This window comes from Massilia sp. YIM B02443, assembly GCF_030411955.1.
Taxonomy (GTDB): Bacteria; Pseudomonadota; Gammaproteobacteria; order Burkholderiales; family Burkholderiaceae_D; genus Telluria.
This window is the reverse complement of record NZ_JASNRA010000016.1, coordinates 65,212-81,393: the sequence shown is the minus strand read 5'-3', so window position 1 is coordinate 81,393 and position 16,182 is coordinate 65,212. Positions and strand designations below refer to the sequence as shown.

Annotated in this window: 11 protein-coding genes, 1 tRNA gene and 1 riboswitch; of the genes, 1 reads left to right on the top strand and 11 read right to left on the bottom strand. The window is 62.8% G+C overall.

What is annotated here, in order from left to right; genetic code table 11:
• Nucleotides 1–123: 123 nt before the first annotated feature.
• The 11 genes from QPK27_RS16990 to QPK27_RS16940 all read right to left on the bottom strand — a co-directional run bounded on the left by QPK27_RS16990 (nucleotide 124) and on the right by QPK27_RS16940 (nucleotide 14,502).
• Nucleotides 124–4,680 carry an RHS repeat-associated core domain-containing protein gene (locus QPK27_RS16990; RefSeq protein WP_290419434.1) on the bottom strand — a complete coding sequence of 1,519 codons (4,557 nt, stop codon included), beginning with the start codon at nucleotides 4,678–4,680 and terminating at the stop codon, nucleotides 124–126.
• A gap of 9 nt (nucleotides 4,681–4,689) precedes the next feature.
• A complete protein-coding gene (locus tag QPK27_RS16985) occupies nucleotides 4,690–7,722 on the bottom strand; it encodes a type VI secretion system Vgr family protein (protein WP_290419433.1) in 3,033 nt (1,010 codons plus the stop codon).
• 244 nt (nucleotides 7,723–7,966) lie between these two features.
• Nucleotides 7,967–8,042, bottom strand: a tRNA-Lys gene (locus QPK27_RS16980).
• Between the two features lie 74 nt (nucleotides 8,043–8,116).
• Nucleotides 8,117–8,872: a tol-pal system protein YbgF gene (gene ybgF, locus QPK27_RS16975; protein ID WP_290419432.1), complete on the bottom strand. Its 756-nt coding sequence runs from the start codon at nucleotides 8,870–8,872 to the stop codon at nucleotides 8,117–8,119.
• 113 nt (nucleotides 8,873–8,985) lie between these two features.
• Nucleotides 8,986–9,513 carry a peptidoglycan-associated lipoprotein Pal gene (gene pal / locus QPK27_RS16970; protein ID WP_290419431.1) on the bottom strand — a complete coding sequence of 176 codons (528 nt, stop codon included), beginning with the start codon at nucleotides 9,511–9,513 and terminating at the stop codon, nucleotides 8,986–8,988.
• A 34-nt stretch (nucleotides 9,514–9,547) separates the two neighbouring features.
• Complete coding sequence (gene tolB / locus QPK27_RS16965) at nucleotides 9,548–10,819, bottom strand: Tol-Pal system beta propeller repeat protein TolB (RefSeq protein WP_290419430.1); 1,272 nt, start codon at nucleotides 10,817–10,819, stop codon at nucleotides 9,548–9,550.
• Nucleotides 10,820–10,851: 32 nt separating this feature from the next.
• Nucleotides 10,852–11,877 carry a cell envelope integrity protein TolA gene (gene tolA, locus QPK27_RS16960; RefSeq protein WP_290419429.1) on the bottom strand — a complete coding sequence of 342 codons (1,026 nt, stop codon included), beginning with the start codon at nucleotides 11,875–11,877 and terminating at the stop codon, nucleotides 10,852–10,854.
• 37 nt (nucleotides 11,878–11,914) lie between these two features.
• Nucleotides 11,915–12,346, bottom strand: a complete 432-nt coding sequence (locus tag QPK27_RS16955; RefSeq protein ID WP_290419428.1) for a biopolymer transporter ExbD — start codon at nucleotides 12,344–12,346, stop codon at nucleotides 11,915–11,917.
• Between the two features lie 24 nt (nucleotides 12,347–12,370).
• Entirely contained in the window at nucleotides 12,371–13,054 is a 684-nt protein-coding gene (tolQ, locus tag QPK27_RS16950) for a protein TolQ (protein ID WP_290419427.1), read from the bottom strand.
• Between the two features lie 52 nt (nucleotides 13,055–13,106).
• Nucleotides 13,107–13,508: a tol-pal system-associated acyl-CoA thioesterase gene (gene ybgC / locus QPK27_RS16945; protein ID WP_290419426.1), complete on the bottom strand. Its 402-nt coding sequence runs from the start codon at nucleotides 13,506–13,508 to the stop codon at nucleotides 13,107–13,109.
• 244 nt (nucleotides 13,509–13,752) lie between these two features.
• A complete protein-coding gene (locus QPK27_RS16940) occupies nucleotides 13,753–14,502 on the bottom strand; it encodes an SDR family NAD(P)-dependent oxidoreductase (RefSeq protein WP_290419425.1) in 750 nt (249 codons plus the stop codon).
• A 170-nt stretch (nucleotides 14,503–14,672) separates the two neighbouring features.
• Nucleotides 14,673–14,796, top strand: a riboswitch (ZMP/ZTP riboswitch).
• Between the two features lie 126 nt (nucleotides 14,797–14,922).
• Here QPK27_RS16940 and glyA point away from each other — a divergent pair.
• Complete coding sequence (glyA, locus tag QPK27_RS16935) at nucleotides 14,923–16,170, top strand: serine hydroxymethyltransferase (protein ID WP_290419424.1); 1,248 nt, start codon at nucleotides 14,923–14,925, stop codon at nucleotides 16,168–16,170.
• Nucleotides 16,171–16,182: the final 12 nt, after the last annotated feature.

The window sequence follows — 16,182 nt, the reverse complement described above, 5'->3', positions numbered from 1 at the left end:
AAGTGTATAAAATACAGTGTCTTTTTTTACGACAACGTTGGTGTAGCTATCCACACCAGTGTACGGAGCTTTGCCTTGCCACGAGCGGGCGATTGATGCGGGATTGCGGCCTTGGCAAGGATTTCAATTCGTACAACCGTTCTTGGTAGAGTTCTGTTTTTTAGGTGCCAAACCCAGTGGGTCGATCCATTGCACGGGGTTCGGGGCATATGTGTGAGTATTGAGACCACCTAGCAATCCGATCGGATCCTTACTTAAAAATCGGCCGCTATATGAGTCGTAATAACGATGTCGGTTGTAGTGCAATTCTGTTTCGTCATCAAAGTATTGCCCTTGAAACCGAATTGGATTTTGAATGCCTCCTTTACATGGCGCGTGACTAAGCGCCTGCTTCGCTGACCCCCACGCCCTATATTGCGCCGACCATGCTACCTTGCCTTCATGGTCAGTTAGTTCTTGCGGCGTTCCCAAGTGATCGCACTGATAGAAGGCAATCTCTTCCTTATCGAGTGGGTTGACCTCCCGCTCGGACTCGCCATTCCACAGCGGATCGAGCGCGAGGTCATACTTGCCACCATTGCTTGCCATCAGCGCAGTGACATCGGTAGTGGGTCCTAATTGTATTGCCCGGCTTCGTGTAGCTTGCAGCAGCGTGACGAAGCTGTTTGGCTCATACACATAGTGTGCTGTTCGTTCGCGCGCGACATGGCCTTGGTGCACGCTGCTTTCCAGCGCCAACGTGTCGCCATCCCAGCCGTACATGGTCCGACTTGTTTCTCGCAGAGTGAGGCCGTCGAGCACGTGGTAGTGCTTGGCGACGCGCCGCCCCAGTGGATCGTAGGCAAACGTAGTGACGCCATGCCAAGTTGTCGCGCGTGTCAGCCGGTTGAACGCATCCCAATCAAATTTCGACTGCGTGCCGTCTTGGTTGCGTTGCACAACGTTGCCTCGTTCGTCGTAGCGGTAACTGACTCCGGCATATTCCTTGAGCAAATTGTCCAGTAGCTTTGGCAACGAGGCGCGGCGGATAATGGGCTCATACTGAGAGGTATCGGCTGCGTGAATATTCCCGACCGGATCGAAAGCGAAGGCTTCTTGGCCTAATGCGCTGTTTGCTGCCAATAGTCGTCCCACCGGGTCGTAGCGGTATGCGATGTGACCGCGCCGGCTGTCTTCGACGCTGGTCAGTTGGCCTCCTCGGTCATAGCGGTAGCGCCGCAGGATCGCGGCTTGCATGCCGACCTGGACGTCGGGACGATAAGTGTCGGGGTAAAAATGTCGGTCCTTCCGACGGATATCCGCGATAGTGCCGAGTTGCTGTTCGACCAGGCGGCCGGCCCGGTCGTACTTCATCGTTTGCTGCAGCCCGTTGGCCTGAGTGCGGGTGGTTTCTTGGTACAGCACGTTATGCTCGAAGGAGACGAACTCTTGACCGTCGAGCAGCAAGCCGTGCACGTGACCGGCGCCGTAGGTCAGCCATTCGATCCGGTGGCCGTCGGGACGAATGGTGCCGATGCGCTGGTTGAGTTCGTCGTGATGGTGGCGCCAGACCGCGGTTCGTTTGTCAGGATGGAACGGTCCCTGATAATGCTGGTGCTCGCGCACCAGGTTGCCGGCGGGGTCGTAGAACCATTGCAACCTGGCGTGCTCGTTCTGCGCTTCGGCTAGCTGGCCGTTGGTGTTGTAAGCAAAGGTTTCGATTTGCTCTGGCTGACCGGGTGCCGTAGCGCGGCGTTGCACGAGCCGGCCCATTGAGTCGAAATTGAGGTGCGTGCTCATGCCGGCTTCGACGGTTTCCGTCAACACCCCGCTGGCCGCGTCGTAGCGGTACTCGGTCGTCTTGCCATCAAAGCCCTGTTCCTGCAGCAGCCGGCCGACCGGGTCGTACTGGAAACGGTAGATGCTGCCGTTTTCGTTCTCCAATGCGGACAAGCGGCCGAGCGCGTCCCATCCATAGCGAAGGCTGTTTCCAAGCGCGTCAGTGCGGCTTTCAATCAGTCCGGTCGTCGTGTACCGGTAGGAGGTGATCCGCGCGAGCGCATCGGTGTGCATGAGCAGTCGCCCTTCAGCGTCGTGCTGCAGTTGCTCCAGGCTGCCGTCGGGGTGGACGATGGCTTCGAGCTGGCCGGGATGATTGCCGCTGTCGCTGCCTTCGCTGTGCGCTTGCGCCAGCGTTTCGGCAGTGAGAGGGGTGTAGCGGTAGCGGGTGATGTTGCCGACAGCGTCGATGCTCTTGATCAGGCGCTTGCGGTCGTCGTATTCCCACTGGCTGCTGTGCCCGGAACAGTCGGTGACGCTGGCGAGCTGGCCGTCCGGGGTGTAGGCGAGTTTCGTGACGCCACCCTTGGCGTCGGTAACTTCGACGGGCCGGCCAACTTTGTCATACGCGTATTGGGTCTTGTTACCGCGCGGGTCCGTTTCCTCGACCAGGTGACCTTGGCCATTGTACTCACGCCGCCAAATGCCGCCTTCGCCATCCCGGATGCGGGTGATGCGGTGCTGGCCGTCATACTCGAAGTGGACTTGGCAACCGTCTGCGCGCGTATGGGTGAGCAGGTTGCCATGCACATCGTAAGCGTGATGCTCGCTGCTGCCGTCGGTGTCGATATGGCGCACGACATTCTTGGCGTCGTCGCGATAGAACCATTCCTCGAGGCCGTCCGGATGCACGATACGGTAGGTGTAGCCAGCGATGTCATAGTAGTAGCGGGTCTCCTGGCCGAGAGCGTCGGTGACGTAAGTTAGGCGGATGTTCTTGTCCCATTCGAGCCGGGTGTCGAAGCTGCCGTCGTCAGCCCACTCGCGGATCGCTTTGGCGTGGGCGCCGCTGTCGATGCTTGTGTCGTAGGCGAGGTTCATGCCGCGCCCAGTGCGGTCGGTGTAGCGGGTAATGAGGTGGCGGTCGTATTCGTACCGCCAGGTGGCGCCGTTTTCGTCCTGAGCGCGAATCAGATCGCCGTGCTCGTCATAGTCATAGGCGGCGAGCTGGCGTACCAGCTTGCCGTCGCGGATTTCCCAGAGAGCGCGGATAAAGCCGCTGTCGAGGTCGACCTGGGTGCCGGCATGGGCGACGATGGTCTCGCCCTGCTTGCTGATGATGTCGCTGAGCACCTCCTCGCCGGCATGCTGGCCATTGGCGACAACGTGGTCGTAGCGCAGGCCGAGCGCGGCGCCGTCGCGGGAGTGCAGTGCGATCAGGCGGAAGTGCTGCTTGCCCATCTCGGCAGCCTTGGCGCGTACGGTGTCGACCAGCTCGTAGGTTTCGCGCCAGCTGCTTGCTTCGCCCTCCGGCAGGGGTTTGCCAAAGTCGAGCGTGAGCAGGGCGACGCTCATGCGGGTGAGCGTGATTTGCTCGATCGGATCATAATGCCGCTCGCCGATGCCCAGCCACGGATAGCGGTGGCTGCGCCCGTCAGGGGCGTGGTAGAGCAGGGCAGTGGGCTTGCCTTGGCCGACGACGTCAATGCGGGTGCTGTACGGAGTAAGCCAGCGCGCGCCGAGATTCCCTCGGTCGTAGGCGCTCAGCTGGCTGCGGTAGGTGCGGCTCCATTCGATGGGCAGCGGCGCATCCAATACGAAATCGGTGTGGGTGAAGGTTTCGGCGCCGGTGGCGAAGCTGATCGAACGCGCGGTGCCGCCTTTGGCTGGGCATAGCTTGCAGGCGTTGGCGTCGCCCGTGGCCGGGTGTTGACCTCTAGTGGTGGCCAGTCCATGGCTGGGATTGTTCTTCTTGTGATCGGCGCCCTTGCTCGATGGGACCAGTGCCGGATACCGCTTCTTGTGCTTGATGACTGCGTCACGCAGCCGCATCAGTATCCACTGGATGCTCATCTGCGTCTGTTCGTCGGCCAAGGCGGCGAGCTTGCCGCGAAACGCTGGCTTGAAGTCGGTCAGGTGGCCGATGATACCCTTCACGCCAGCCACCGCGCTATCCGGCAAGTGGCTGGCTGCCGCGGCGATCGCGTAGTTCGCAGCCATTTTGTACTGCTGGCCAAGGGCGCCAAGCATGCGGCGCCAGCTACTTTTCACCTCGGGGTCGTGCAGCTTGTCTTCCACTTCCGCCGGGGCGGCTACGTCGAACATCGGTTCTGTGCCGATGCAGCGGTTGAGGATCTTGATTAGATCGTCGGCGATGCCGTCGGAAGTATTGGCGCAATCGTCCAGGATGCCCGCCAGCTTTGCCATCGCACTGTCGACGAACTTGTCGATCTCGCCCGCCAGCGTGGCGTTGAGGTGCATGATCAGCACCTCGATCAATGCAGTACCGAGATCCTTGACGCCCGGCGCCAGCTTTTGCCGAACCAAGTGCAGGGCCGGCCGCAGGCTCATGCGCGCCGCGTTTCCCGCCCCCGGGGCCACGCCGATCAGGTTGATGCCCAGGCTCACCCATAGCAGGAAATCGATTTCCTTAGCGCCCTTGGCGAGGCCTTTCTGGATGATCTCCACGATATCCATGATGGCGTCGATCAGCGCCATGATGTTGCCGATCACCGGCAGGCTGCCCGCCACCGTGCTCAGGCGCTCCAGCGTGACGTAGTCGTAGCTGATCTTGCGCAGCCATTTGTCGAAGGCGGCGGCGCCGGCGGCGACGTCGCGCTGGTCGATGGTGTTGAGCGGGGCAACTGCAACCTCCGGCGCGCGCTCTGGGGACTTGGACGAGACTTGCGTGGATTCGCTCATGATGGCTTTTTATATGACGGATTTTTTAGGGATCAAAGACGGTACTTCAGCGTCGATGCGCGGCAGCGATCCGGGCAAGCCAAGCGTGGAGGCGATGGCGGCGGCAGGCTTGCCGGCACTGATTGCGGCGTAGGTGTTGAGCACCGTCGCGCCGCCCGGGAGCGTGGCCGCAACCTTGGCCATGCCCGCCTGAGCTATCGGCGCCAGCAATGCTTGTGCGCCGCCTTTTTTCAGCCACTGCACCGCGCTTGCCGCATGCTCTGCGGCGTGCGCAATCGCGCCCAGCTTCCCGGCTGCCCCGTCGAGACTGCCCGCCGCACCTTTGACGCCGGCGAACGGTGCGGCGTTTTGCCGCATCGGCGCTGGCCAGTCAGACGTCAGCAGATCAGCGACACCGGTCCCGGGCAGCGCCACGGCCGGCCATTCGCTTTCCTGGCCCAAATAGCTGTCGTCATCCCACGGGTCACGCGGGTCCTTGCCGTAGGTGACCGTGGCCATCCCCATCGGGAGGCCGGTCACGCTGGCAAATCCGTTGCCGTCGAGTGTTCCCTGGTGGACGCCACCTTCGGCGTCGACCACGGTGTACTCGCCGTGCTGGATGCCCTGGCGCTTGGCGCCTTCCGCATTCACGTACTGGTGATACAGGTCGAGCTGCCCCGGCGCCAGCTGCACGGTTTGCGGCAGGGGCGGCGTGCCTTCACTTTTGCCGGGGACGAAGCTGTGCTCTGCCGCATGCTGGCGCCACGTGCCCTTGGTGCCATGCACGATGCCCGATGCGTTCCAGCGGCTGAAGCTGGTGCCGCCGTTGATCACCACCTCTTCCTTGGCCGTGATCGTGATCCGGTTGGCGGTGTGGGTGATGTTGAGCTTGGCCAGGATGTTGACGCTGTCCTTCAAGGCGCTGATGTCGATGTCCGCGCTGGCCGCCACCAGTTTCATGCCGGCCTTGTAGGCAAACATGCGCACCGCTTCCTTGACGCTGACGAGCAGGCTCTTGCCCGCACTCAGGCTGGCATGGCCGCCGCTGGTCAGAACGGTGTGTTCCACGCTCATCAGGTGGGTGGAACCCTGGGTGGTGGTTTCGATGCCGGCTGGGCTGGCGAGAACCAGGTGGGGATCACGGAACTCGGGGAATTCGCCTTGCGCGGGTGCGCCACCCTGGCCCTGGATGGCGTCGACCTGCGCCTGCAGCACGGCGACGACCTGGTCCTGGTCGCCCGGTTGGTGGGCGTGCGCCTGCTGCGCCGTCTGCGACAGGCTGTCGTGCAGCTCCTGCCCCTGCTTCATGCGCGCCAGCGTCTCCTCCATGTCGGTGATATGGGCGCGGGCGTTCGGCCGTCCTTCGGTGCTGATCAGCAGGCCCTGCTGCGCACGCAGCGCGCCGCGGCCGTCGGTGCGCAGCTCGAAGCCCTGGCCGCGCGGCCCCGTGCGGCCGGCATTGCCGTCGATGCGGTTGATATGGCCGAGGCTGAGCTGGCTGGCCAGATGGTCGCTCTTGAGCTGGGCCTGGATCTGTCCCTGGGTGTCATCCAGCACCATGTGGTTGCTGCGTCCGCCCGGGGTGTTGCCGCCGCCGGCGCTCAGCTCGCGGCTTCTGAGGCCCATCAGCGCCCGCTGTTCGGGCAGCTTCCAGGGCGGCATGAAGCCCTGGTTGTACACCGAGCCGGTTACGATCGGATGGTCGGGATTTCCGTCGAGCCATTGCACAATCACTTCCGATCCCACCCGCGGATGGCTGCTCAAACCCTTCTCGCCACCGGCCCAGTTGCTGCTTACCCGCACCCAGCAGCTGCCGCTGTCGTCGCGATCCCAGTGAAACCTGACCTGGATGCGGCCGTACTGGTCCACGTTCAGGCTGCCCTGGCCTTCTACGCCAACCACGGTGGCGGTCTGCAGGGCCAGCAGTCTGGTGTCCGTGCTGTTGAAACTGCGGCCCGGACGCCAGGGCACGGCCTTGGGCTGGCACAGCATGCGGTTCTTGTACTCGGCGACCGTGTCCTTGCCTTGCAGGTAGTTATTGCTGGCTTGGTGATGCACCTCGAGGATCAGGAATTCGCTGTCCTCGCGCTGGCTGAAATGCTCAAGCAGCCTGAACCACCTGCCCGCAGCCGCGCGCCGGTTGTTGCCTTGCGCTTCATACAGCTTGCCGCGGGCTTCGATTTCTTCCATGCGCAAGCGCGCGAGCCGGTCGGCGCCCGACTGGTGCCTGAAGCCGTAATGTCCTTCGTAGCTGTGTACCTCAAGCTGCGGCATATCGCCTTGGCGGTCGATGGTGACGGTCTCCGCATGTACCGGGCGCGGGTTCTTGAAGTCGAAGCCGCTCACCGCCGTTTGTCCGGACGCCCACTGGCGCATGGCGCTCCATTGGATGATCGCGTCTTCCTCGGCCGAGCCGCCGGCGCCATGGAAGCGGATGCCGGGCGAGGGGCCATCAATCGACTCCGCGGCGCGGGTGTCATCGCAGACCATCAGTGTATGGCCTTCGCCGCTGTGCTCGTACCAATAGCAGTAGCCCGCCGCTTCCCAGCGCCGGCACAGGTAGTTGTGATCGGTCTCATCCCACTGCGTGGCCATCGTGAACTGCGGCTGTTCGCCGGCGACTTTCCACTCCCATGCGGGCAGGCGCTCATAACCGGCGAAGATGGTTGCCGTCTGCTCGCTCAGACTGCGGGCATGGAATAAACGGTTGTTCCGGCGCAGGCGCGCGTACGCCAGCCATGGCTGCAAGACGGCTTCGTAGAAGACCACGCCGCCATCCGTTTTGACCAGCTTGAACGAGGTGACATAACCGGTGAACGGACGCAGGCTGCCGTCCACCTGCACCAGCGAGACGCATAGCAGCTTGCCGTGCATTGCCTCAAGTTCCATCCCGGCGTCGTCGCTCAGGAGTTCGACCTTGAATTCGAAGTCGCGCGACAGGTATTCCGTACCCTCGAACCGGTTCACCATCAGCCTGACTGGCGGGCCGTCGTTTGCCGGGAACGACAGGCGCAGTATGCGTGTGCTTTGATGGGCTTCCAGCAGAGATAGCACGTCAGTCATCGTCTTGGCTCGTCAGTTGATCCGGACTTATTGACTGTAGTCATCAAGTTGTGGAGGACCAATGAGGAAACGCAAGGCACTGCACCGGCGCGTTGCAGATGTAGATGCCGAACCACACGGAAGTAATGAGAGAGGTGCTGCGCGTCGCAAACAGGACACGACAGGGAGAGGAGGGGATTGCCGCAGAAATAAAAAAAGGCGTCACGATCACTCGTAACGCCTTCATTTAATACTGCAAATTCTTTGGTAGGCCGTGCGGGATTCGAACCTGCGACCAACGGATTAAAAGTCCGCTGCTCTACCAGCTGAGCTAACGACCCGAAGAAGCAAGATTATAGGGCGCGACCACACCCTTGTCAATTGTTGCGCTGATCGGGCGCAACACGACGATGAATTACTTCAGCGAAGCCAGCCGGTCGCGCGCCGTCTGCGCAGCGCTCGAGCTCGGATACTTGGACACCAGCTGCTGCAACGCCTTCTTGGCGTTCTTGTTGTCCTTGAGCAGGGCGTAGCTGCTGGCGATGTTCAGCATCGCGTCCGGCGCCTTGGCGCTGGTGTTGTAGGTGCTGGTGACCACTTCCTGGGCCGCGATGGCCTTCTTGTAGTCGCCCAGTGCGTAATAGGTGTTGCCCAGCCAGTATTGCGCGTTCGAGGCGTAGGCCGAATCCGGGTAGCGCCGCACGAAGTCTTGCAGCGCGCCGGCGGCGCCCTTGTAGTCGCCCGACTGGAACAGGGCGGTGGCGGCCTCGTAGGCGGTCTTTTCGGTCGGCAGCACCGCGGCGGTCTGGCCGTCGATGGTTTCCTGCTGCGGCTCGACCTTCTTCAGGCGCGCGTCGAGGTCGGCGTACAGCTGCTTCTGGCTGTTCTGGGCCTTGGCCACCTCGTTGGCCAGCACCTCGATCTGGCCGCGCAGGCGCGCCAGTTCCTGCATGGTCTGCTCGTGCTGGTTCAGCATGTCGATGGTGACCGACTTGTCCGCCTTGGCGTCGACACGGCCGTTCAGCTCGCGGGCGATGTTGTCGACCTTTGTGCGCAGGTCGAGGATCGCGCGGCGCGCTTCCTCATCGTCGAGCAGGCCGGCCGATGCCTGCAGCGGCATCCAGGCCGCCAGGAACAGGCAGGCGAGGCGGGACGGGGACAGTTTGATCATGGTTGCTCTTTCGTTACTAAACCGTTGCAGAGATAAAAAACAGGGCGGGTAGCAGTCTGCACTGCGTCCCGCCCCGTGTCAATCGGCCTTGCCGGCCGCTTGATGACTATCTATTACTGGTACACGATGTCGGCGCGGCGGTTTTCAGCCCACGCTTCTTCGTTGCTGCCGGTTGCCTTTGGCTTCTCTTCGCCCAGCGACACGGCTTCCATCTGGCCTTCCGACACGCCCAGCGACGCCATCGAGCGACGCACGGCTTCGGCACGCTTCTGGCCCAGGGCCAGGTTGTACTCGGTGCCGCCGCGTTCGTCGGTGTTGCCCTGGATCAGGACTTTACGCGAGGTGTTCTTGGTCAGGTAGCCCGAGTGGTTCTGCACCACCGGCTGGCCGTCGGCGCGGACCACGAAGCTGTCGTAGTCGAAGTAGACGCTACGGTTGGCCAGCACGCCTTTCGGATCGTTCAGCGGGTCGACGCTGCCGGTCTCGACCGGACGGATGTCACGGGTGTCGGCCGGTGCGGCGGCTGCCGGTTCCGGCGACTTTTCGACGACCGGGGTCTCGTTCAGCTTTGGCGACGACGAGCAAGCGGCGAGAAGGGTTGCTGCGGTAGCGATGAAAGCGACACTCTTGAAGTTGCGCATGGATTTTCTCCTGTTCTGGTTAAGGTTTTACTTCTTACTTCATGAAGGGACCCCAGCTGGGCTCCCGAATGTTTCCCGCTTTGGTCGTCAAGCGTTGCTTGACGCGTCCATCCACAGACACCACTGCAAGCGAGACACGCCCGCCGCCCTTGGTTGCATACATGATGTACTTGCCGTTAGGCGAAAAACTCGGTTCGGTGGCCCCATCGGCCAGGCGCAGTTCCTGGCCGCTCGCCAGGTCCATCGCATATAAGGAGAATCCGCCGCCACGCTGCGAGATCCATGCCAGCGTCTTGCCGTCGGACGACACGCGCGGGCTGATGTTGTAGTTGCCGTTGAACGTGACGCGGGTCGCGTTACCGCCCGAAACGCTCATCTTGTAGATCTGCGGGCCGCCGCTGCGGTCGCTGGTGAAGTAAATGGTCTTGCCGTCGGCCGAGAACTGCGGCTCGGTGTCGATCGCCGGGCTGTTGGTCAGGCGGCGGTGGCCGCTGCCGTCCGAGCGCACCGAATAGATTTCGGTATTGCCATCCTTCGACAGGGCCACGGCCAGGGTGCTGCCGTCCGGCGACCAGGCCGGCGCCGAGTTGTTGCCCTTTTCGTTCGAGATCACGTTGCGGCGGCCGGTCATCAGGTCTTGCAGGTAGACCACCGGCTTGCGGTTTTCCATCGAAACGTAGGCGACCTTGCTGCCGTCGGGCGACCAGGACGGCGAAATGATCGGTTCCTTGCCGGTGGTGGCGATGATTTCGTTTTCGCCGTCGGCGTCGGCCACGGCCAGTGAATAGCGATTCGCGGCGCGGTCTTCCTTGACGTAGGCGATGCGGGTCGAGAAGATGCCGCGCACGCCGGTCAGCTTTTCGTAGACGTCGTCGGCGATGCGGTGCGCCTGCAGGCGGGTGTAGCGCGGCTGCACTTCGCCACCCAGCTGCGAGATCTCGCCGCCCTTGACGGTGTCCATCAGTTTGTAGCGCACGGCGAAGCGGCCGTCCGGCTGGCGCGCCACGCTGCCGATCACCAGCGCATCGGCGCCGCTGGCCTTGAAGGCCGCCAGGTTGATGGCGCCGGCGTCGCGCTCGCTGATCGCCTGGCCGGCGTCGATCACCTTGAACACGCCGCTGCGCTGCAGGTCGGCGCGGATGATCTCGGACACCTTGTCCGGGGCCACCGATTCGTCGGCGAAGGCCGCCACGGCGACCGGGATCTGGTTGCTGCCGACACCGGCGATTTCGATTTGCAGCTGCGCATTGGCAGCCGTTCCCATGGCCAGGGAGACGCTGAACAGCAAGAGATGGAGTTTTTTCATGGTTCTAGTCTGTCTGGTTTAAATCAAGCGAATCAATCGTAATCTTTCATCGAGAAATTCACGTCGAGCGTTCGTTCCACGGTGCCGTCCTTCTTTTTGGGCAGTGGCGATGCTTTCTTGATACCATTTTCCACTGCTCTGTCAAATTCCGGCACACCGCTGCTTTTTACCAGGCGCACCGACATGATTTCGCCGGTCGGCAACTGCTCCACGCGGAACACCGCCTTTGGATTGCCCGGCACGTCGGTGTTGCCTGGATACGCCGTATTGCTCTTGATCGCGGCCGTGATCGCGGCGATGTAGCCACCGTCCGACTTCGGCCCGGTCGACTTGGCGGCGGTGCCGCTGCTGCCCATGGCGCCGGCCATGCGTTTCAGCTCGTCCTGGCGGAATTTCTCCAGCTTGGCGGCTTCGGCGGCGGCGGCTTTCGCCTTGGCGGCGGCTTCCTTTTTCTTCTCGGCAGCGGCGAGCTTGTCGGCTTCCTTCTTCTCGGCTTCCTTCTTCTTGGCTTCTGCCAGCTTTTCGGCTTCTTTCTTCTTGGCTTCCTCGGCCTTTTTCTCGGCCAGCTCTTTCTGCTTGCGCTCGGCTTCGTCGCGCTTCTTCTGTTCGGCCAGCTCGCGCTTGCGCTCGCGTTCTTCTTCAAGCGCGCGTTCGCGCTTTTCCGCCTCGCGCTTCTCGGCGAGTTTCTTGGCTTCTTCTTCCTTGCGCTGCTTTTCGCGCTGCAGGGCGATGTCCGGCGGCGTCGGCGCAGGGCGCTCCACTTCCGGCTCCGGCGCTGGTGGCGGCGGTGGCGGAGGCGGCGCTGGAGTCGGTTCAGGCTCCGGCTGCGGCTCGGGTTCCGGCGCCGGTTCCGGCGGCAGCTCGGGCGCGGCGGCGCTCTGCACCGACATGTCCCATACTTCGGCCTCGACCGCGACCGGAGTCTTGGTCTGCCAGCTGATGCCGATCCACAGGAAGCCCAGCAGAACGGCGTGCACGGCTACTGCCAGCAGGAATGCTGGCAGGCGGCTCGGTTCGGGCGGCACGCGGTAGGGCGCGCCGGCGGGGGCTTGCTTCATGGCTGACATTGCTGGGTATGCAGGGTGTGCTCGTGGATCACTTGGTGGCCAGGCCGACGCGGTTGATGCCCATCTTCTTGGCTTCCGAAATCAAGAGGATCACGTCTTCGTACTTGCTCTCGCGGTCGCCCGCGATCAGCACCGGATAGTCCGGGTTCTCGTCGTGCAGGGCCTGCAGGCGCTGCAGCAGGGCCGAACGGTCGGCGACGTCATCCATGCCGGTGCGGTTCTTGCCGTGCACGCCGATCGACAGGCGGTTTTCGGGCTGCACCGAAATCTGGATGTAGCTGTCCGGCGGCAGCGCCGATTTCTCGGCGCGCGGCAGGTTGACCACGCTCGGCGCTTCGTTGGCCGGCACCGCCATGAAGATGATGAGCAGCACCAGCATCACGTCGATGTAGGGCACGACGTTGATCTCGGACTTGAACTTGCGGCGGCGGCCGCCGCGCATGCTGCTGGAAAATGCCATCCCGGTCTCCCTTGTTCGCCCGGATCAGCGCGACTGGCGCTGCAGGATGTTCGAGAATTCTTCGACGAAGCTCTCGAAACGGTTGGCCAGGCGATCGATGTCGTGGGTGAAGCGGTTGTAGGCGACCACGGCCGGAATCGCGGCGAACAGGCCGATCGCGGTGGCGATCAGCGCTTCGGCGATGCCGGGGGCGACGATCGCCAGCGTGGCCTGCTCGACGCTGGCCAGGCCGCGGAAGGCGTTCATGATGCCCCACACCGTGCCCAGCAGGCCGATGTACGGCGAGACCGAGCCGACCGACGCCAGGAAGTTCAGGTGGGTGTCGAGGGCGTCCAGTTCGCGCTGGAACGAGGCGCGCATGGCGCGCCGTGCGCCGTCGAGCACCGAGTTCATGTCGAGCGCGTCGCGCGAGGCTTGCTTGCCCTTGATGAATTCGCCCATGCCGGCTTCGAAGATGCGGGCCAGGGCGCCGCTCTGGTCGCGCTGGCTGCTGGCGCTCTGGTGCAGGGTGTGCAGGTTGCCGCCGGCCCAGAAGCTGCGCTCGAACTGCTCGGTCTGGGCGCGCGCGGCGCGGATCGCGAACACCTTGCGGAAGATGTAGGTCCAGCTCACGATCGACAGCAGCAGCAGCAAGGCCATGATCAGCTGCACGAGCACGTGGGCATTGCTGATCAGGGAAATAAACGAAAGGTCTTGGGTCGCGGTCATCGTGTTGGACGGTGAGGTTGGCAGTAAGTAGTTGGCTTGAACTTAAGGTTGTTCAGGCGGCACGCATTTTAGCAGCGACATGCTCGGGCAGGGAACGGGGGCGCATGGTCGCGATGTCGACGCAGCCGACCTTGACGCTGGCGCTGTTGAGCAGCTCTTCGCCGCGCCACGCTTCCTGGGCAAACTGGACCGACGCGCGGCCGAGCTTGTCGACGCGGGTGCGGATGGTCAGCTCGTCGTCGAGACGGGCTGCGCCGTGATAATCCAGGGTGACGTTCTTGACGACGAAGGCCGCGCCGTCGTTCTCGAGCAGGGTTTGCTGTTGCACGCCCAGCGCACGCAGCCACTCGGTGCGGGCGCGCTCGAAGAACTTCAGGTAGTTAGCATAGAAAACAATGCCGCCGGCGTCGGTATCTTCGTAGTACACCCTGACTGGCCAGTGAAAAACGGACATGTTTGCTGCTTTTTAAATGAAAACGGGAAACATTTTACGCGAATTCATCCGCGGATATGTACGCTGACGAACACTAAACATGCAAATATCTACACAGATGGTGCATAAAGACATGCTGTTGCGCAGTAGTAGACGTGAAATGCTGTCAAAACACCAATCACTGTAACACTTTCTCACAAATGTGCGGTATTGCTGCCCAGTATCCATCGCGTGTTTCGTGGAAATCCGCTAAACGGTCGGGTGATCACCCGGCGCGTTTGATCGTGAATGGCGAAAATCCCTGGCAGGTCGGCATCAGTTCGATGCTGTTGACGTTGACGTGTGGCGGCAGGCTGGCAATCCAGAGCGCGGTGTCGGCGATGTCCTTGGCGGTGAGCGGGGTGGTGCCTTCGTACACCTTGGCCGCGGCCGCGTCGTCGCCCTTGAAGCGCACGTTCGAGAATTCGGTGCCGCCGCACAGGCCCGGGGCGATATTGGTGGCGCGCACGCCGGTACCGACCAGGTCGGCGCGCAGGTTGAGCGTGAACTGTTCGACGAAGGCCTTGGTGGCGCCATAGACATTGCCGCCCGGGTAGGGATAGTGGCCGGCGGTCGAACCGATATTGATCACCAGGCCGCTGCCGCGCGCCACCATGTCGGGCAGCACGGCGTGGGTCATGCTGACCAGGCCCTGGCAGTTGGTGGCGATCATGGTGTGCCAGTCGGCCAGCGGCACCTGGTGTGCCGGCAGCGTGTTCAGCGCCAGGCCGGCATTGTTGATCAGCACGTCGATCGGGCGCCATTGAGGCGGCAGGCCGGCCAGGGCGGCGTCGATCGAGGCCTGACTGGTGACGTCCAGGGTGACGGCCAGCGCCGACTCGCCCAGCTCGCGCGCCAGGTCCTCGATGCGGTCGGTGCGGCGTGCGGCCAGGATCACGCGGTGGCCGTTGTGGGCGAAGGTGCGCGCCATTTCGGCGCCGAAGCCGGCCGATGCGCCGGTGATGAAAACGATCATGAAGCTGTCCTTGCTGGGCGTGAGGGTGCGGGATTGCGTGCTGCGGAATCGGAAAATTGTAGCCGAAACGACCACGCCTGCGCTGGCGCCATCCTGTTCGGCGCCGCCCCGGCGCGGCGTCAGCAGTTTCCTTGCCCTAAAATGGGGACTTCAGTACAATCTGGAGTCCCTAAGTCTCACGTGACTGGCGAAACACCGTGCGCGCTGCCTGAACAATGCAATGGCGCCCGGTCGAAGGTGGACACCCACCGGGGAACGTGAGATGCCATTTCGCCGTTCGCCTGGGCAGCCATCAACCGGTTTGCGTTGACTCGCGTTGGATCGCGCTTGCCCGCGGCCGCCTCCCCGGCGGCCGTCCGCCGAGCCGCCCGCGCCTGCTGCGTTGCCCGTTGCCTGGATTTCATTCGATTGGAGTTTTACATGTTTGCCAAAGACCATACGCTCGCCAACATCGACCCGGAACTGTGGAGTGCCATCCAGAAGGAAAACGTTCGCCAGCAAGATCACATCGAGCTGATCGCGTCCGAAAACTACACCTCGCCGGCCGTGATGCAAGCGCAGGGCTCGCAACTGACCAACAAGTACGCTGAAGGCTATCCAGGCAAGCGCTACTACGGCGGCTGCGAATACGTCGACGTCGCCGAGCAACTGGCGATCGACCGCGTCAAGCAGCTGTTCGGCGCCGAAGCCGCCAACGTCCAGCCGAACTCGGGCTCGCAGGCCAACCAGGGCGTGTTCTTCGCCATGCTGAAACCCGGCGACACCATCATGGGCATGTCGCTGGCCGAAGGCGGCCACCTGACCCACGGCATGGCGCTGAACATGTCGGGCAAATGGTTCAACGTCGTCTCCTACGGCCTGACCGCCGAAGAAGACATCGACTACGATGCGCTGGAAAAGCAGGCGCATGAACACAAGCCGAAGATGATCATCGCCGGCGCATCGGCGTTCGCGCTGCGCATCGACTTCGAGCGCATCGCCAAGGTCGCCAAGGACGTCGGCGCCTACTTTATGGTCGACATGGCCCACTACGCCGGCCTGATCGCCGCAGGCGAGTACCCGAACCCGGTGCCGTTCGCCGACTTCGTCACCTCGACCACCCACAAATCGCTGCGCGGTCCGCGCGGCGGCATCATCCTGATGAAGGCCGAGCACGAAAAGGCCATCAATTCGGCGATCTTCCCTGGCATCCAGGGCGGTCCGCTGATGCACGTGATCGCCGGCAAGGCAGTGGCGTTCAAGGAAGCGCTGTCGCCGGAGTTCAAGTCGTACCAGCAGCAAGTGGTCAAGAACGCCAAGGCGCTGGCCGAGACCCTGATTGCGCGCGGTCTGCGCATCGTCTCGGGCCGTACCGAGTCGCACGTGATGCTGGTCGACCTGCGTTCGAAGAACCTCACCGGCAAGGAAGCGGAAGCGATCCTGGGCAAGGCGCACATGACCTGCAACAAGAACGGCATCCCGAACGACCCGCAGAAGCCGTTCGTGACTTCGGGCATCCGTCTCGGCAGCCCGGCCTTCACCACCCGCGGCTTCAAGGAAGAAGACGCGGTCAAGGTCGGCCACCTGATCGCCGACGTGCTGGACAATCCACACGACGAAGCGACCATCGAGCGCGTCAAGGCCGAAGTGAAGGTCCTGACCGACAAGTACCCGGTCTACGCGGCCTGATGTCCTCGGGGC